Source organism: Brevibacillus schisleri (genome assembly GCF_055685845.1).
Genome location: NZ_JBVNDM010000001.1, coordinates 4,950,580 through 4,967,745, shown reverse-complemented (window position 1 = coordinate 4,967,745; position 17,166 = coordinate 4,950,580). Strand labels below are relative to the sequence as shown.

The following is a 17,166-nucleotide window of genomic DNA, read 5'->3' as shown; positions in this document are numbered from 1 at the left end:
TCTTGACTTTATACTCGACTAGAAGGTTTATACTCAGTTCGAAGTAATGGGAGAGAAGGTGTGGAATTGTTTAAAATCAGCGAGTTTTCCCGACTGAGTCGAATTCCGTTGCAAACGTTGCGCTATTATGATCAGATTGGGATTCTAAAACCAGCAAAAATCGATGATACGACCGGGTACCGATATTACTGTGCCGAACAGCTTCTGCAGATCAATCGAATTGTCATCTTCAAAGAATTGGGGTTCACCTTGCAGCAGATTGCGCAATTGCTTCACGAGAATATACCAGCCGAACAAATTCGGGGCATGCTGAGGCTCAAAGAAAATGAAATCCAATCCCTGCTGGAGATGGAAATGGCAAAGCTTGCCCGTATTAAAGAACGAGTGCAGCTTGTTGAACGGGAGGGAAGGATCGAGAAGGAGCAAGAGGTGGTTTTGAAGCAGGTAGATGGTATGCACTTGATCTCCTATTCGGCACGGGGTACTGCTGAAGATATTCCTTGGCTGTTTCAAATGTTCGACAGCATGCTTGATGCCAGCCTGAAGACATCCTTGACTGGTCCCAAAACAGTGCTCTGGAAGGAAATTGGCACGAAGGATCAGCTCTTCGAATTTGGGGTGGGCTACGGCATTAAAACAGAATCTGTCAAACTGCCCGAGCAAATCGAACGAAGCTTCTTGCCTGCCGAGACAATGGCTACGTTACTATTCCGTTCGGATTCGACCAAGAAAGAATCAGCTTGCCTGGATCTGGCTACGTGGATTGAACAGCATGGTTACTGCATTCGAGATGAGCAGCCCGGCAGAGAAATCTATGTTCCCTTATCAGAAGAACCTGGAGTTGAGCTCATAGAAATCCAGATTCCAATTGAAGCAAGGGGGCAAAGTTAGCATGGGGAATAAAGGGGTAGTCCATATTCTCGCTTTGGCAGTTTTCCTGATTGGGACAGTGGAGTATCTGATAAGTGGCATCATTCAAACGGTGGCAGCTGATCTGGGTGTCACGACGTCTTCTGCCGGATTGCTTGTCACTGCATTTGCCCTTTCTGCGGCAGTAGGGGCTCCCATTGTCATCGCTGCCACGATCCATCTTGACCGAAAAAAATTATTACTTATGATGCTTGGCATTTTTATTTTGAGCAACTGGCTGGTCTATGTGAGTTCTTCCTTTGAGATGATGCTGGTTACACGCATGATCCAAGGACTCAGTGGAGGAGTTGCTACTGTTGTTGCGATGGCGGTATCTACACGGCTAGTCGAAGAAGGCAATCGTGGGCGAGCAATCGGCATCATTTTGATGGGATTGAGCAGTTCACTTGTACTTGGCCTTCCCGTTGGCACTTTTTTAACTGAAGCGATTGGCTGGAGACTGCTGTTTATTTTTATTGGGCTGCTGGGCTTGGTTCCGTTGCTTGTCATTTATAAAAAAGTCCCGCCTATAAGAGCGCAGGAGGCTGTAACGCCGCGGGCACAGCTAGCTGTTATAAAAAATAGAAAGATTCTTACTGCGGTTGTTATCACGTTGTTGTACATCGGGGCTTATTCCACATTGTTTACCTATATTGCGCCTTTTCTGCTAACCCGGGCCGTGCTTTCGGCATCCGAGATTTCCGCGATTCTGTTTTTAGCAGGCATTTGCAGTTTTATGGGGTCAAAAATTGGAGGGGTTATCGCAGATCGCAAGGGGCCGAAGTTTACGATTTATTTTGGACTCTCCCTTCAGGCAAGTATGCTGCTTTTGCTTTCGGTCATGGATGGAGTGATCACTACGTATATCGTGATCATCATGCTGTGGATGCTCGCCACGTGGGCAACGTCTCCCGCCCAACAGCTATATTTGGTTACCCAGGTGCCCCGTTCGCCGGATATCGCACTTAGCATCAATACATCCTTTATTCAATTTGGCTTCGCTTTGGGATCGTGGGTTGGGGGACTGGTGATCAGCAGCTCCTCTGTGGAGAATCTGGGCTGGTCCGGATTTGTTATTGCGTTGCTGTCATTGTTGCTCGCAATCCGCTTGTTTTCTACAAAGAAAGAGCAGCTATCAGCGTAAGAAGATGGCGTATGATGTCTTCTCGTCTCTCTCGGCCGCATTATTTTAGGAATACGCCCCAAGACCATTCGTGTGGCAGAAAAAATGAAAGATAAGACATGTTATTTCTTTAAAAAATACGGTGATATCCTCAAACCCCCTTTTATTATGAAGGAATTGGTATAATCATGATAAAAAGGAGGGGCACCACTATGGATCGGATTGATGAACAAATCCTTCGCTTATTGCGGGAAAATGCCCGAATCACCAGCTCCGACATCAGCAAGCAGGTTCATTTGTCCGTGCCTGCGGTCTCCGAGCGAATACGCAAGCTGGAGGATACAGGACTCATTAGGCAATTCACGGTAAAGCTGGATCGGGAGCAGCTAGGGCTTCACCTGATTGCGTTTGTGATGGTGCAAATCGAGAAAACGGAGCATATCGCTGGCTTCCGTGAAACGGTCATGCAGGCAGACTGTGTGCTGGAATGCCATCATATTGCGGGAGCTTACGACTATGTATTGAAGGTTGCCGTAAAAGGGACGGCTGATTTGGAACGATTCATCTCTGAAACATTGAAGCAAGTAGAAGGTGTAAGCAAGACGAATACGATGATCGTCCTGTCTTCCATGAAAGAGGAGATGTGAGCCTGATGGCGATCTGGCACGGTCTATTATTCGGGATGATGCTCCAGCTATCCGTTGGTCCGGTTTGTCTGGCGGTGTTTCACCGCTCGATGACTCGGAGATTGCATGATGCATTCATGATGGTACTGGGTGTTGCACTCGCAGATGCTGTTTATATGGGAGGGGCGATCGGGGGACTGTCGCTGCTGTTACAAATCGATTGGGTCAAACAGTTGGTTTTGATTATGGGGGCCCTGATTTTGACTTGGTTTGGGATTCAAACCTTGCGTGCCATAAAAGGAAGGAGAGAACAACAACAAACACCAGCATCAGTCCAGCAGGCTTCATCGGGTCGAAGCAGCTTTTGGCACGGCGTGCTCCTGACGCTCGCAAATCCTCTGACTGTTCTGTTTTGGGCGGGAGTATTTGGTTCACTATTGGCATCTGGCGCTTTTGCTCATTCAACGGAGTTGTTCTTGTTTGCGACAGGCTGTCTGTTATCGACTTTATTGTTTCTGGGGCTGGTAGCTTTGCTGGCCGCGTATTTGGCTCGCTTTTTTCGTCCAGGATGGTTCAACGTTTTTCATGGGCTCAGTGGTGTCTTTTTAATTGGGTTTGCGATTGTCCTTTTCGCAAAAAGCGGTTTGAAGCCTCCATACTGGCCTTTTTAAAGGAATTTGGAATGACTGTATCGAATTTTAGATAGAATACAGGAATTGCGATAGAAAATAGTGTTTTCCTCTCATGTGAATTGGGTAATAGATAGGAAGATAGAACCCTTTCTTGTAAAAGTACCATAGTACAGGGTGTGAGGAGAACCAGTGATGACGACGGATACGTGCTTGAAATGCGGCAGTCCGATGGGCCGGGGAGAGTACAGTTGCCAGGTTTGCGGAGAAAACGAAATGCAAGACTACCAGATGATTCGCAATTACGTGAGAACGTATCCGAATTCGAATGCGATGCAAATTGCCAACGCAACAGGGATATCTGTTTCAAAAATATTGCGTTATATTAGAAATGGCTCTTTGTCCGTAGTAGACAATCCGTCCCGCAGAGGGCGATCATAAGAAAAAGAGAAAAGCCCAAAAGCAGTCACGAATGCATTTCGTGTAGCTTTGTGGGCTTTTTTATTTTGGATGGAAATCTACAACCAGCGTAGACCTTTTGGATAATGATTTTTGAGTTGCCCCTCTGATTGCTTGCCCCAACCGATGGAGAATCCATCTACAGTAACCAGCGTCCAGCCGCTTTCACCATCACGCGTGAGCGCTTCTCCTTTTAAGTACCGCAACAGCTCAGGATCGTCCGCGCCATACGAAGCGACACGGGCTGCCTCCGCAGGAGAGAGAGCGAGTGCCAAGGCGTGTGCAGGTTCAAATCTGTTCTTCTTTACGGTTCCTAGATGCAGACCGACGCGCGCGACCTTTAGCTTGTCCCAGTCGAGCTCGGGGGCAGGTGAGTAGTAGAACTGCTCGCCAAATAAAAGAAAAGCAGATTCATCTTCGAATGGTTTGGAGAGCGCAGGGAGTGCTTCGGCTGCGAATGTACGCCAGGCTGCGATGGCTTCTTTTCGACCTGCCGGAGCTGATTTTGCCGCACGCTTTTCTTTACGCTTCCCGGGAGGTACGTGAACTTCAGCGGTCTCACTCTTTTGCAGCTTGGCGAGGTAATGACCTTCTCCCTGTAGACGATGGGGCCACAATCTGGCTGTCTGGGTGAGCTGCTCATTTTGCGGCGACGCCCACTCGGGTTGACCAGCAGAAAAGCAATCTGCATGTGGTAGCGGGACAACCTCAAATTCCGGGTGACGGCCGAGGAAGTTAACCAGAGACTGCTCGTTTTCCAGCGGAGCGAATGTGCAGGTGGAGTAGACCAACGTCCCGCCTGGCTTCAGCATAGCAGCGGCCGCCTCGAGAATATCGCCTTGCATGACATGGCACTCCGTTACTTTTGCTGGGCTCCAGTCTTCGATTGCTTCGGGCAGCTTGCGAAACATTCCTTCGCCAGAGCATGGAGCGTCTACTAAAATTCGGTCAAAAAACTGAGGGAATCGCTCCTGTAAGCGTTCAGGCGTTTCGTTGGTCACGACGGCATTGGTCACGCCGCAGCGCTCCAGATTTTCTGACAAGGCTTTTGCCCGAACAGGATGAATTTCGTTTGCCACGAGCATTCCTTGTCCACGCAAAAACGCTGCAAGCTGCGTCGATTTGCCCCCTGGCGCTGCACACAGGTCGAGGATTCGCTCACCAGGTTGTGCACCGAGTGCTTCGGCAGCGGACATCGCGCTTGGCTCCTGCAAATAGTACATGCCAGCGGAGTGAAAAGGATGCTTGCCGGGACGAGCAGGCTCTTTGTAGCGAAACCCATTTTCGCACCAAGGGACTGCTTCTACAGCAAACGGCGAGATTTTCAAAAAATCGTCACGCTCCACCTTCAACGGATTGACTCGTAAGCCGTGTGTCACAGGCTGATCATACGAGGAAACGAAGGCCTCATAGTCGTGTCCGAGCAAGGTTTTCATGCGCTCGATAAATGATGTTGGTAAAATTTTTGTCATAACAGCCTCCGATGTCAGATTTTGGCCCCATGTGAAAGGAAAAGATAGAATCATGGCGAATCATAGAGAATGAGGTGAGAGCATTATGGAAGGATCCCGTGCAAAACGCTACCGCTCCCGGCGGAGGAATGACTCGGAAGTAAGCCGGTTTTGGATCATGGGGTTGTTGTTCTCACTGCTGGTGCTCGCTTTTGAATTCTTTATCGAAATACCCGCCGATGCAGATTGGCTGACCGATATGGAGATGGCTTTGTTTTCTGCCAGCTTTACGTTGCTTGCCTTTTATCTGCTCGGACTTACCTTTGCCTTTTCACGCCATCAAAAGGCAGGGAAGATCAATCACCAAATCATCATCTATGTATGGTTGGGTGCGATCTTGTTTCACTTGTTCCTGCTCATCAGCAATTTGTCCAATCAGCATGTGTACAAGGCAGGGATCATTCTATTTTTAGGACCATTGTTTTTAACTGTCTACCATTTTATCACGTACTTGGCAGCTTTGCGCGAGGAGCGTGAGGAGCAGGAGGCAGCTACGACAGCTACGCTCGAGCGTACGGCCTACCAGATGATCCTGGAGGGCGGGCGTGTATACAGCGAGCTGAGTCGCCTGAAAACAGAATATCCAGAAGTGGAGCAAATGCTTCGTGCCAACGATTTTCACGATAAACTGGAGCGCTATGCTTTGGAAATGCAGCAGTATTTGCAGGTGAAGCATTTTGAGCGTAAAGACGTGGAGCTCTTGGAGGGTCACTATTATTTCTTGGAAAACTTGCTGAGCTTGGCGAAACAACATCCGGGAATAATCGAGTCCCGCGTATATAGCCGCCGAGGTGACAATTGATGGGTACAAAGGAGAGGGAAGCGGATGTTTTGGAAAAAAGACAAAGGCCTGGCAGAAAAAGAGACAGCAGCGACGACATCCACAACCACAATGGCAGGACAGCAAGACGCATGGAAACATGAGCTTCGCGGTCTTTACGAACAGATGGGGGCAATCCTCGCTTCGAACCAAGCGATGAACGCCGATTCCGATCAAATGGTGCGATTGGTGACGAGGATGAAGCGTGCCGTAGAGAATATCCAGACCATTAATGAGCGGGATGAAGAATCTGCGAGCCAGTTGTCGGTTCGAGGAGAGCGCCTGACAGACATCTGCAAACAATCGGTAGCGCGTGCAGATGAAGGCAAGAAGGCTATGACGGACGTTGTGGAAGTCATGAGCCTGCTCGACAAAGAATCGGTTCATACGTCCAAGTCCATGAGCCGCTTGGAAGAGCGTTCTTCGGAAATTACGAGTATTGTCAAGGTAATCAGCGACATTACGAATCAGACCAATCTTCTCGCTCTGAATGCAGCGATAGAAGCTGCACGTGCGGGGGAACAAGGCCGAGGCTTTGCTGTCGTAGCGGATGAGGTACGGAAGCTGGCAGAGATGACAGCGAACTCGACCAAGACGATTGCGGAATTGATCGGCAAGATTCAAGAAGAAATCAAAGAAGCATTGTCCAACAGTGAAAAAAGCAGCAGTGCGATCAAAAATGGACTTTCCATCAGCAAGGATGCTGCACAGAAGACGGATCAGATCGTGAACGCTTTCCAGGTACTGAACGTCGAAGTGGCAAGTGTGATGGAAATCATCGCGCATCAAAAGCGTTTTGCTGACGATGTGTCCCAGCAGGTAAGTGAGGCAAAGGGCTTGCTGGACGAGCTGAATGAAGGCATGACCAAGCACGTAAGAAACGCTAACGCGGTAGAGCAAATGCTCGCGACGAGCGTAAAGGATGTCAAAAAGTTATTGTGATCATGTAGAAGAAAAATCAGGAGTCCGTATCCAAGCGATGCGGACTTTTTGATATTTGTTCTTTCCTTTCACGAAATATTTACATGTTTACGTTTGACTATTCGAAATGGAGTACTATAATCAAAGTAGGTTTCTCCATTTCTTTCCTTTTTTCGACAAAATCTTATCCAGCATTCGCTATGAATGGGCAAACCCATTGAAAAGTGGGGACGCAAAGCTACGGGCCTAATGTACACGTTACGATGGCAGCCGGGTTGCCAACTAGCAGTGTATTTTGCTGTTTTAGTATGACGGCTCCTTTCATGCGAAAGGGGCCTATTTATTTTTCAAAAGGGGAGTGGTTGTAGCATGTCAATCCTTCAAACACTGGACAAGCAGTACATCAATGGGGAGTGGCGCGACGGACTTGGCGCGAAGACATTGCAAGATATCAACCCTTACAACGGGGAAGTCATCGCAGAATTCAAAATGGCAAATCTGGAGGATATCGACGCGGCTTACAAGGCGGCAGCCGACGCGAAAAAAGAGTGGGATGAAGTGAATGCCTATACCAAATCCCGAATGTTGGAGCGTGCTGTTCGCTATATCGAAGAGCATGAGGAAGAAATCATTCAGATCATCATTCGTGAACTAGGTGGAACCCGACTGAAGGCATTTTTTGAGATCGGGCTTGTGAAGGATATTATTCGCGAGGCGGCTACGTTCCCTGTACGTATGGAGGGAAAAATTCTCCCTTCTCCCGTAGACGGAAAGGAAAATCGCTTGTATCGGATTCCCGCAGGAGTTGTCGGCGTTATCAGTCCGTTCAACTTCCCCTTCTATCTGTCGATGAAGTCTGTAGCTCCAGCTCTTGGCGCGGGCAACGGTGTCGTCCTCAAACCGCATGAGCACACGCCAATCACGGGTGGGACTCTCATCGCGAAAATTTTTGAAGAAGTAGGTCTGCCCAAAGGCTTGATCAACGTCGTTGTAACGGATATTACTGAAATTGGCGATGGGTTTGTCTCCCACCCGATTCCGCGCATCCTTTCGTTTACAGGCTCTAGCCAAGTAGGAAGCCATATCGCGCAAGTGGCAGCGAAGCATTTCAAGAAGGCGATTTTGGAGCTAGGTGGCAATAGTGCCCTGATTGTTTTGGAGGATGCGGATCTCCAGTATGCCGTCAATGCAGCGGTATTCAGCCGCTTTACCCACCAAGGTCAGATTTGCATGTCGGCTAACCGGGTTCTGGTTCACCAAGATGTCTACGATAAATTCCTCGATCTGTATGTGGAAAAAGTATCTGGACTCAAGGTAGGCGACCCAAATGATCCAGACACGGTAATCGGTCCACTCATCAATCAACGGCAAGTCGCCAACCTGATGGCAACGATCGATGAGGCGATACGCGAAGGAGCCGTTCCTGCACTGAAAGGGGAAGTAAAAGGAAACGTGGTCGAGCCGATTGTTTTGACAGGAGTGACCACAGACATGTCGATTGCATCCAAAGAGCTGTTTGGTCCGGCTGTTTGCATCATGTCGTTTGCTTCCGAGGAAGAAGCAATTCGCATGGCGAACGAGACACCATTTGGATTGTCCGGGGCGATTCATACCCGCGATCTGGAGAGAGGTGCCCAGATGGCCAAGCGCATTGAGACCGGCATGATTCATATCAACGATGGAACGATCAATGACGAGCCGATTGTGGCGTTCGGCGGTGAAAAGCATTCCGGATTGGGACGCTTGAATGGTCAATGGAGCCTAGAAGAGTTTACTACGCTAAAATGGATTTCGGTTCAGCACAAAAAGCGTCAATTTCCGTACTAATGCTAGCAAAAGATAGAGGTGAAGAGGGTCATGAACGGATACGAAGGTTGGAACGAAACAGAAGCCTCCGAAAAGGGGAAAAATGCAGAACTTCTCGAGGCTTTCATCAAGGTTGCCCCCTATTTAAATGAATTGCTCAACGATGACATTACCATTGGGGTCTACGACACGGAAAAGCTATTGCGCAATGTGCCTGCCCAAACATTTTCCCTGCAGGTAAAGCCTGGTGATCCACTCCAGGAAGGGGATGTGATCACCAACGCGATTCGAAAAAACACCAAGCAGGCGATGATGGTTCCCAAGGAATTATTTGGTTTTCCTCTCGTCGCACGGGCGATCCCCTTGCATGATCACACGGGAAAAGTTATCGGCGGTGTTGGCATTGGTTCGAGTATGGAGCGAGCCAATGAGCTGTATGAAATTGCCGCAAATCTCTCGAGCGTCGTCGAGGAGGTCAGTGCCACCACACACGAGATGGCCGTGCAGATCGGGAATTTGAACGAGCAAATGAAGGCGATCTCAGAGCAAGCCAATGATGTGAGCCAAAGTACAACTGAGATCGAGCAAATTACACTCGCCGTGAAAAAAATCGCTGATCAAAGTAACATTTTGGGACTGAATGCGAGCATTGAGGCTGCGAGAGTAGGAGATGCAGGGCGTGGATTCGCTGTCGTCGCGAATGAGGTACGAAATATGGCGACAGATTCACGGACGAATGCAGACAAAATCAAGCAAACCACCGATTCCATCCGGGATTTGATAACCCTGCTGCAAAATTCGATTGAATTGATCAATCAAACCATGGAGAGTCAGGCAGCCGCTACGGAGGAAATTTCTGCGACGATGGTCGAAGTGAGCGACAATACGCAAAAGCTGGCAGGACTTGCCCAAGAAGTGTTTGAAATAAAGTAAGCCCATACATGTAACAAAATTCCCCTCTCAGGAGTCTAACTCTAGAGAGGGGAATTTTTCCTTTAGTTCTTATTTGTGGTGGGGAGTGTTTGCTCCAGCATATAGCGATACACCGGTACTTCATCGCCCTTTTCAACGGGCAGGAAGTTAAACGTGACGTAGCTGTCCACTGATTCCGGTTCCAGAGCCAAGGCAATGAAGTTCGCGTTTGGCTGGGCCATGCTGAACACGTAACTACCCGCAGGAAAGGTTTTCGTTGTTTCTGTTACATTTGCAGTCACTTGATTGGTGAAATGCCCATTCTCGTATATCGTATTCACCTTGCTTTCCAAAATGGTGTAGCTTTCTACCGCTATGGTCGTTTCTTTTGATAGCTTGCTTACCGAAACACCGAGCAGTTCCAGCTTGGCTGCAACGTCATGGTAGCCAGGAGGCATGAGATACGCAGTGGGGCGCTCACGTTCGAGTACGGGATAGGCATCCGTAGAGCTTACCCAGTCGATGGGGGTAGACACTTTTTTTGCTGTAGCGAAATCGACAACTTCGAGAGATTGACCCGGTATTCGCTTATTCGCACTCAGGATAACGAGTTTGTCGTTGCCGTTTGCCTTTTTGCCTTTTTCCGTGATTTCTGCGCGTGCCTGTGCGACGGCGGACTTGATTGCCTTGGCGTTGGCCGCTGTTGATTGAATGACAGCAGCGTGAGTTATGGCCTGACTGTATACACGTCGTTCAAAATCGGCGCGTCCAATGCCGATGCCGCGTGTTTCCACCAAAAACGTTAACGTGTTTTTCAATCCCAAGGCATTGCGTCCGATTCTTGTCTCTGTGCTGCCTTCTGTTGCGGTCACTTTTCCGTCCTTGCCTTTAGCGAGCGTATAGTAAGCGTGATGAGAAAGTTGCTCCTTGTCGAGTGCTTTTTGAACGTCAGCCAAGAGCACGTTGTCTGACATTTTGCGCAGGTTGGTGGGGATATTCAAGTTTTTCGCAGAGGAGATCAGAACATCGTAGGCAGAGATCGCGCCTTTTTCTCCAACATCGCGAAGCTGGCTGGAAGAGACGCCGTATTCGTGGGCATCAAGCACCACATCAGGTTGATAGGTAGTAATGGCTTGGTGAACCGCTTGCACCTCTGGATATTCTACCTTCATGTAGTCGCGGTTGGCGTCCAGCTCTGTCGCGATGTAGCGTTTGAATTGGTAGGAGCCATCTGGGTTGATGCGAGGAACAATCGCAACGTTTACGTGATCCAGAAGGTCGGTCCCAAGCTTTCCCTCTGCCAACCATTTGGCGATCACAAGAGCAGATTCACCAGCGGCGGGCTCATTCCCGTGGATTTGTGCCTGTAGCCAGATGAGTGGCTTCTCATTGGTTTGTTTGAGCTTGCCGTGGTCTTTGCTGAATAACAGCAGGGGGATGTCCCGACCTTCCAATGATGTACCGATGGATAGCAGCTGGATTTCCTTGTTGCCTGCAACCAATTTGCTTATGTAAGCCATCATTTCTTCCTGGGATGTAAAAGCTTCTTTTCCTTCTTGGAAGCCGGGTGTCCCAAACTGGATAGTTGGCTTGGGAAACAAGCTCTCAATCTGTGCAGGTTGTACATAGGTTGGCCCGATTCCGTAATAAGGAATGTGGGTTTGTGGTTCAGCTTGGGTGATTGAGGGGCTGGTGAACAGAGATATTACGAGTGCTGTAGAAACAACGTAGCGTACTTTCTTGTCCATAAATTCCCTCCTGCGTAATAGAAGTAGACACCTATGGTTAATTTATCAGATTATTTTTAAAATAATAATCACTACGAAATATTCATTTTAAAGTAGGACTTTCGGTTCTCCTTTACTAGAATTGGGGGATGACATGGTCAGAAAAATCAGCAGAATGCTCCTTTTGATGACGGCCATCGCCGTATGTAGTATCCTTCCGAGCGATATTTTTGCAAATGAATGGAAAAAACCAACAGAAACAGAGAATGTTGAGCACCTGAATGGCGCGATTCACCAAAAACAAGAGTTTCGATTCTCAGATGGTGCCACGTATTGGGCCCATAAAATGACAGGTCAGCGCAATATGATGCCCTACGTTTTCACCATCCCCATTCAGGGTAACAGTCAGAACATGATGTTCCGCTACCGAGACTACGATGAGTCGAAGAAGCCGTATTGGAAGGTTGTCACGCTTGATCAAGTCCAGACCCTTCCGCTTTCCGCTGGTTTCCTAGAGACAGAGGGCAGGTATATTTGGTTAAGTAAGCCCATTACCTACGTGGATAAAGGTAGAGCCACGATTGAAGAAAAGCCAGCATTGGCGTTGCCAATCGAAGTAAAACAGACGCCTTCTGGTGTCGAGCTCGTGGTCAAGCTGCCGATGAAAGCAGGCTTTATCAGCGAAATGTGGGCGCTCGATTCGAGAGAACCGCTTGTTCCTTGGGGAGAACAAATGTTTGACAGCATCTGGCTTAACTTGGACGTTACGGAAAAGGCAAAATGGCTGTACGATGGGTATTACTATCAAAGCCCTTCTACGTATGAGCCGACTTCCAAGTCCTCCTTTTGGCGGATTCCCGAAAACTATGTCCTTCGCTCCTTTTTATATACAGGTGGAAGCAATGCTGCCCGGGATATGGGCTATGTGATGCTGAGAGCGAGCTTGAAACAGCAGGAGCCTGAGGGGTACTGGAAGACGCAGCCGCGCTCTTTGTGGTTAAGTGACGATTACGGGATACCAGAGGGCTTTTACGATACGAGATTCAACACAGGAGCGGCTGATCTGATTCTACGGGGCTGCGATCAGTATCAAGAAAAGGACTTTTGCCAAGCGGCGAAAAAATATGCTTCTTATTTTCACAATCATGCAGCCGTGAACCGTTTTGTCGTGGCTGGTGTACAGCAAGGCTGGCTGGTTCCGGACTACGCGACAGCAACGAATCCGATAATTCGGACACACGTTTCTTTGAATCATCAGTTGGCCGAAATTAATTTTCTCTACAAAAGCTACATGCAATTCGGTGATCGGACTGACAAAGATTTAGCAGATACGATGCTTTACGGTGTCGTAAACCTTGGGTCGCAGTGGATTCTCGGAAATGGCGATTTGCATTACGCTTATTTTCCAGATGGAACATTCGGCAGGAAGGACTATCCGTTCTTGACCTACAATGACTTGGTCGAAACCCAGCGTCTGTACCGTCAACTGCATGGGATAGATGAGATGACACTTGCCTTGTTGATTGACAGTAAATGGATGTGGATGCAGTTGAATAATGTTCAGTATCGGTAGGTAAAAAATCTAAATGATAATGAATGTGACCCTCAATAAGATCAAGTTAAAGTGATTTTATTGAGGGTTTTTTTGTTTTTGTATACTTTTTACATTTCGTTGACAAGAAAATCCTAAAAATGTGTAATGATGGTGGGGGTGTATACAGCATGGCATATTCAATATTAATCGCTGAAGATGATCCATCCATATCCGAACTAATCAAAATGACATTAGGCGCCTCGGGCTATGTCTGTAAAGTTTCATCCGACGGTAACACGGCGTTGAATGATCTCGAAGAAAAGGAGTATCACTTGGCGCTTCTTGACATCATGCTGCCTGGAGTTGACGGGTTCACACTGTTGGAATCCTTTAAGAAAAAGAATATCCCGGTCATTTTTGTTACAGCCAAGACAAGTGTTATGGACAAAGTACAAGGTTTGCGTCTTGGTGCTGAGGATTATATTACAAAACCTTTCGATTTGTTGGAGTTGTTGGCACGAGTGGAAGTCGCTCTGAGAAGAAGTCATCAGGTTGTATTGGAAACATTGACCGTAGGTGATGTGACAGTGGATTACCATAGCCGCAAAGTGTACAAAAATAATCAGCTCGTCACGTTAACCCCGAAGGAATATGAGCTGCTTGAATTTTTGTTGCATAATCCGAATATTGCTTTTTCTCGTGAAAGTTTGCTGAATCAGGTCTGGGGTTATGACTTTTATGGCAGCACCCGGACAATTGATACACATGTCTTGAATCTGCGCACAAAGCTAGGTTTGTCTGATCATATTCATACGGTGCACAAAATTGGTTATCGAATGGAGTTTTAAGATGCGTGAGAGGATGAAGAAAACTCCTCTGTGGATGCGAATCTATCTCATGGTGTTCGGATTGGTGACAGTGGTCATTGTCTTTGTTTCCTACCGGATCATCGAGGTTTCTATTGAGTACAATCTTCAAAGGGAAATCAGCAGTTCCCTTGAGAACCATAGCATGATCGGGAACTCGCTGAAAATGTATGAAAGTACGATTGATGATTACTATCCGACGTTGCTGAAAGACATTTTGCCGAAATCTTTTCAAAATTATGGGCAGTATTTTACTGATCAGAGAAGCCATCTTGCCATAACGGGTGAATCTGGCGAGAAGCATTTTAGCAGTATATCGAATGAAGAAGAGAAGGTAATGAGTCTAGTCCCACCCAAAGATGGGAGAAGAAGCTATGTGATTCGAAACATAGATGCGCGCACCGTACTGTTTGTTTCGAGCTGGATGAAAATGGATGACCAACTGCTTCGATTGGATTACGCCCATGACATAACAAGTCTGATCGATGACCAGAAGTCACTCTCCTTACAGATCTCTTTTTGGGTATTGGTTGGCTTGACGGTCTTTGCGGTTGGCTTGTTTGTCCTGATTAGACAAGCCTTGCGTCCACTCGGCCTGTTAAGCCAACAGGCTCAAGGGATTGCAAAAGGAAGCTATCAGCATCGCATAACGGTTCAGCGCGGCGATGAGATTGGCCAGCTTGCGGTTGACTTCAATCATATGGCAGAAGCGATTCAAGCCAACATGGAGCTTCTGCAGAGGGGCGTAACGGAAAGAGAGGCGTTTATCGCAAGTCTGGCCCACGAATTCAAAACGCCGCTTACATCCATCATGGGCTATGCCAGTTTGCTTCAGCATTATGACCTGGAAGAAAAAGACGTCGAGCAGGCCCTGAGCTTCATTCATTCGGAAAGCAAACGGCTTGACGGGATGTCAAAAAAGCTGTTGGAGCTTTTCCGACTTGGAAATGGGGAGGCACTGAACAAGCAGCAAGTTGATGTTTCTTCCCTTATGCAGCAGTTGAAAATCATCTCCCAGTTTTCGTTAGACAGAAAGGGCCAAACGCTGGAAATCATATATTCAGTCTCTACGGTTACCGTCGATCCGGAGCTTTTTTTGGTGCTATTAAACAATCTCGTGGAGAATGCCTCCAAAGCGTCTGAAAACGATGCAGTGATTCGATTTACTGTTTACACAGAGGACTCATTTGTTGTTTTTTGTGTGGAAGATCATGGCTGTGGGGTGCCGGAAGAGCATCTGACAAATGTTTTTCAACCATTTTTTATGCTGGATAGCGCGAGGGATCGGAAAAAGAACGGTCACGGTTTAGGGTTGTCTCTAAGCAAAGCGATTGCTACGGCACACCAAGGCAGTATTTATATGAAAAGCAGATTGAACGGCGGAACATCGGTTTACACCCTGGTTCCAGATCAAACTTCGAGGTAATTATGGAGGCATGTATTGCGAACTATCCAAAAAATAAAGATAAAGTCCCACGGCTTCAGGCTTAGCCTTGCTGTTATCGGCATACTAGGTCTGGCCTCCTTCTTTTCTCCGGCTGCTTTCGGCCCTGCTGTTCTGGACAGTAAAAAGGATGCCATCATGACGGAAACCTCTCCACCAGCAAACCTTGAAACCAAAGAAATCGCTTGGAAGCAAAGCCACGAGCAGAGTAAAAAATCCTTTGATCCGTTGACCAAGGATCAGGCGGCCCCCTATATTCGGATGGCAAGAGAAGCGTTCGATGCGCAAGGCATGCCAACACCTGAAACCGGTTATTGGATCAGCAGTACCGTGACGGAAGGCAAAAATCATGTGGATATCATCTGGTATCCCAATGGTGTTGTTTTTGGCCAAGAGAGCAAGATCAAGGAAAAGGTTTACTACGCACTATTTTACAACGCCGATGTGGATAAAGGCGTAGGGAAAATGGTTGAACTTGAGGTTATTTGGAATTACGGTGAATCCCATTGGTATGGCGAAAACGCAGAATAAGAAGCAGGACTGTAAGGAGATAGAATTGTGAAAAAATTGACCGATACAAAAATGAAGCTGGGGTTATGGTTAAGTATTGGAGTGATGGGCGTGTTAGCCCTTGCTTTGAGCTTCTCCCCGACAACGTTTGGCTTGGCTGAAATCAATAAAAACAAAGATGTCATTAAGACGGAAACAACGGCGTCAAACACGCTTGAATCGAATGAAGGTGAAGAGCAGCAGGACAAGAAGAAAACCGATAATCCGACACCCACCAAAGAAAGTTCAGTGAAGTTAATCCGCACTGACTTTAGTAAAGAAGAGCGAGAGCCCTTCGTCAAGTTGGCAACAGATGCGTTTATCGCCAATCATATCGACCTGCCTGATAATAATTACAGGCTTTCATTTTCCAGTGAAACGAGCGAGGATACAACGACCGCTGAGATATGGTGGCATCCAAAAAGAGAGGAAGGAGCCGAACCACCTTTGATAGGCTTTCACGAAAGCTATTTTGTCAATTTGACCGATGTGGACTTGGAGAAAGGAACGGGCACAATTAAAGAGATCAAGATTTGTATACGCAGGGACATCGTATCGTTCAAACCAAACACGATGTTCGCCCCGTATATAGACAAGGCAACAAAAGTTTGGAAAGACAAAAACATCAAAATTCCGCAAATCGGCTACGATCTGGCGGGATGCTTGGTCGTAAAACCCATCACGGAAAAAGAGACAATAGCGCTTGTCGATCTTTACTGGTACCCAAGATATACGAAAAGCAATAACGTTTATCAAGCTGTTCATGACAAGCTTTATTACGTGCAATTTTCAGATGTTGATTTAAAAAAAGGAACAGGTACAGTTGAGAACGTAGAAACGAACGAAGAAGAAACGAGAATCGTGGACGAAATACCACCAGAGCCGATTATCAGGAGTGTGAAACTGGCACCAGCACAGGCAGCCCCGTTTATCCAGATGGCAAAAGACGCTTTTCAAGAGAAGCAGGTAAAACTTCCTGAAAGTGGCTATTGGATTAGTAGCAAGATTAGGTACCACGATGATCAACCGAAACGACTACCAGAGGTGAGAATTTACTGGTATCCCGACGGCGTTGCTGAAGGGACTGATATCGCTTCTATAAAGGAAAGAGTTTATCTTGCTTATTTTGATGAAGTTGATTTAGAGAAAGGAACTGGTGAATTATGGGATATCTGGGTAAGAAGAACCGTTCCTTAGTAACAAGTTTCACATAGCAGGGTGGACGAAGAAGATGGAGAGTCGCGTATGGCGACTCTTTTTTCATACCCGGATTCCAGCTTGCCCCAATGCTCGAGACGATCTTTGACAAAACCATGACAACCTACCGATT

At 47.3% G+C, this 17,166-nt stretch carries 16 protein-coding genes and 1 riboswitch; of the genes, 14 read left to right on the top strand and 2 right to left on the bottom strand.

Going from position 1 to position 17,166, the window contains the following annotated elements:
• Positions 1-66 precede the first annotated feature (66 nt).
• The 5 genes from ACUUHJ_RS23615 to ACUUHJ_RS23595 all read left to right on the top strand — a co-directional run bounded on the left by ACUUHJ_RS23615 (position 67) and on the right by ACUUHJ_RS23595 (position 3,728).
• A complete protein-coding gene (locus ACUUHJ_RS23615; protein WP_472301235.1) occupies positions 67-891 on the top strand; it encodes a MerR family transcriptional regulator in 825 nt (274 codons plus the stop codon).
• Position 892: 1 nt separating this feature from the next.
• The gene (locus ACUUHJ_RS23610; protein WP_472300065.1) at positions 893-2,053 is read left to right on the top strand and encodes an MFS transporter; all 1,161 of its coding nucleotides are present in this window, start codon (positions 893-895) and stop codon (positions 2,051-2,053) included.
• A gap of 191 nt (positions 2,054-2,244) precedes the next feature.
• The gene (locus tag ACUUHJ_RS23605; RefSeq protein ID WP_048034169.1) at positions 2,245-2,679 is read left to right on the top strand and encodes an Lrp/AsnC family transcriptional regulator; all 435 of its coding nucleotides are present in this window, start codon (positions 2,245-2,247) and stop codon (positions 2,677-2,679) included.
• A gap of 5 nt (positions 2,680-2,684) precedes the next feature.
• Positions 2,685-3,329 (top strand): LysE family translocator, encoded by a 645-nt coding sequence (locus ACUUHJ_RS23600; RefSeq protein WP_289674051.1) that lies wholly within the window; start codon positions 2,685-2,687, stop codon positions 3,327-3,329.
• Positions 3,330-3,482: 153 nt separating this feature from the next.
• A complete protein-coding gene (locus ACUUHJ_RS23595) occupies positions 3,483-3,728 on the top strand; it encodes a hypothetical protein (protein WP_015892597.1) in 246 nt (81 codons plus the stop codon).
• A 77-nt stretch (positions 3,729-3,805) separates the two neighbouring features.
• On the opposite strand, the gene ACUUHJ_RS23590 is transcribed toward ACUUHJ_RS23595, so the two are convergent.
• Complete coding sequence (locus ACUUHJ_RS23590; protein WP_289674050.1) at positions 3,806-5,218, bottom strand: RsmB/NOP family class I SAM-dependent RNA methyltransferase; 1,413 nt, start codon at positions 5,216-5,218, stop codon at positions 3,806-3,808.
• Between the two features lie 85 nt (positions 5,219-5,303).
• On the opposite strand from ACUUHJ_RS23590, the gene ACUUHJ_RS23585 reads away from it, so the two are divergent.
• The 4 genes from ACUUHJ_RS23585 (at position 5,304) to ACUUHJ_RS23570 (ending at position 9,737) form a co-directional block, all read left to right on the top strand.
• Positions 5,304-6,059: a hypothetical protein gene (locus ACUUHJ_RS23585; RefSeq protein WP_015892595.1), complete on the top strand. Its 756-nt coding sequence runs from the start codon at positions 5,304-5,306 to the stop codon at positions 6,057-6,059.
• A 24-nt stretch (positions 6,060-6,083) separates the two neighbouring features.
• Positions 6,084-7,019, top strand: coding sequence for a methyl-accepting chemotaxis protein (locus ACUUHJ_RS23580; protein WP_289674049.1), 936 nt, complete (start codon positions 6,084-6,086; stop codon positions 7,017-7,019).
• 176 nt (positions 7,020-7,195) lie between these two features.
• Positions 7,196-7,281, top strand: a riboswitch (cyclic di-GMP riboswitch).
• An 86-nt stretch (positions 7,282-7,367) separates the two neighbouring features.
• Complete coding sequence (gene yfmT, locus ACUUHJ_RS23575; RefSeq protein ID WP_289674048.1) at positions 7,368-8,825, top strand: benzaldehyde dehydrogenase; 1,458 nt, start codon at positions 7,368-7,370, stop codon at positions 8,823-8,825.
• Positions 8,826-8,855: 30 nt separating this feature from the next.
• A complete protein-coding gene (locus tag ACUUHJ_RS23570; protein ID WP_289674047.1) occupies positions 8,856-9,737 on the top strand; it encodes a methyl-accepting chemotaxis protein in 882 nt (293 codons plus the stop codon).
• Between the two features lie 62 nt (positions 9,738-9,799).
• Here ACUUHJ_RS23570 and ACUUHJ_RS23565 read toward each other — a convergent pair whose 3' ends face one another.
• Complete coding sequence (locus ACUUHJ_RS23565) at positions 9,800-11,464, bottom strand: M14 family metallopeptidase (RefSeq protein ID WP_472300064.1); 1,665 nt, start codon at positions 11,462-11,464, stop codon at positions 9,800-9,802.
• 133 nt (positions 11,465-11,597) lie between these two features.
• On the opposite strand from ACUUHJ_RS23565, the gene ACUUHJ_RS23560 reads away from it, so the two are divergent.
• The 5 genes from ACUUHJ_RS23560 to ACUUHJ_RS23540 all read left to right on the top strand — a co-directional run bounded on the left by ACUUHJ_RS23560 (position 11,598) and on the right by ACUUHJ_RS23540 (position 17,033).
• Entirely contained in the window at positions 11,598-13,016 is a 1,419-nt protein-coding gene (locus ACUUHJ_RS23560) for a hypothetical protein (RefSeq protein ID WP_472300063.1), read from the top strand.
• A gap of 149 nt (positions 13,017-13,165) precedes the next feature.
• Positions 13,166-13,825 (top strand): response regulator transcription factor, encoded by a 660-nt coding sequence (locus tag ACUUHJ_RS23555; protein ID WP_289674044.1) that lies wholly within the window; start codon positions 13,166-13,168, stop codon positions 13,823-13,825.
• 13 nt (positions 13,826-13,838) lie between these two features.
• Positions 13,839-15,269 carry a sensor histidine kinase gene (locus ACUUHJ_RS23550; RefSeq protein ID WP_472300062.1) on the top strand — a complete coding sequence of 477 codons (1,431 nt, stop codon included), beginning with the start codon at positions 13,839-13,841 and terminating at the stop codon, positions 15,267-15,269.
• Positions 15,270-15,284: 15 nt separating this feature from the next.
• Positions 15,285-15,818, top strand: a complete 534-nt coding sequence (locus ACUUHJ_RS23545; RefSeq protein WP_173610851.1) for a hypothetical protein — start codon at positions 15,285-15,287, stop codon at positions 15,816-15,818.
• Between the two features lie 27 nt (positions 15,819-15,845).
• Entirely contained in the window at positions 15,846-17,033 is a 1,188-nt protein-coding gene (locus tag ACUUHJ_RS23540) for a hypothetical protein (RefSeq protein ID WP_289674042.1), read from the top strand.
• The last annotated feature ends 133 nt before the right edge of the window (positions 17,034-17,166 follow it).

Bases quoted from the DNA above. Each gene is read 5' to 3' on its own strand.
- ACUUHJ_RS23610 (WP_472300065.1), top strand. From the start codon at position 893: ATGGGGAATAAAGGGGTAGTCCATATTCTCGCTTTGGCAGTTTTCCTG.
- ACUUHJ_RS23605 (WP_048034169.1), top strand. From the start codon at position 2,245: ATGGATCGGATTGATGAACAAATCCTTCGCTTATTGCGGGAAAATGCC.
- ACUUHJ_RS23600 (WP_289674051.1), top strand. From the start codon at position 2,685: ATGGCGATCTGGCACGGTCTATTATTCGGGATGATGCTCCAGCTATCC.
- ACUUHJ_RS23595 (WP_015892597.1), top strand. From the start codon at position 3,483: ATGACGACGGATACGTGCTTGAAATGCGGCAGTCCGATGGGCCGGGGA.
- ACUUHJ_RS23590 (WP_289674050.1), bottom strand. From the start codon at position 5,218: ATGACAAAAATTTTACCAACATCATTTATCGAGCGCATGAAAACCTTG.
- ACUUHJ_RS23585 (WP_015892595.1), top strand. From the start codon at position 5,304: ATGGAAGGATCCCGTGCAAAACGCTACCGCTCCCGGCGGAGGAATGAC.
- ACUUHJ_RS23580 (WP_289674049.1), top strand. From the start codon at position 6,084: ATGTTTTGGAAAAAAGACAAAGGCCTGGCAGAAAAAGAGACAGCAGCG.
- yfmT (WP_289674048.1), top strand. From the start codon at position 7,368: ATGTCAATCCTTCAAACACTGGACAAGCAGTACATCAATGGGGAGTGG.
- ACUUHJ_RS23570 (WP_289674047.1), top strand. From the start codon at position 8,856: ATGAACGGATACGAAGGTTGGAACGAAACAGAAGCCTCCGAAAAGGGG.
- ACUUHJ_RS23565 (WP_472300064.1), bottom strand. From the start codon at position 11,464: ATGGACAAGAAAGTACGCTACGTTGTTTCTACAGCACTCGTAATATCT.
- ACUUHJ_RS23560 (WP_472300063.1), top strand. From the start codon at position 11,598: ATGGTCAGAAAAATCAGCAGAATGCTCCTTTTGATGACGGCCATCGCC.
- ACUUHJ_RS23555 (WP_289674044.1), top strand. From the start codon at position 13,166: ATGGCATATTCAATATTAATCGCTGAAGATGATCCATCCATATCCGAA.
- ACUUHJ_RS23550 (WP_472300062.1), top strand. From the start codon at position 13,839: ATGAAGAAAACTCCTCTGTGGATGCGAATCTATCTCATGGTGTTCGGA.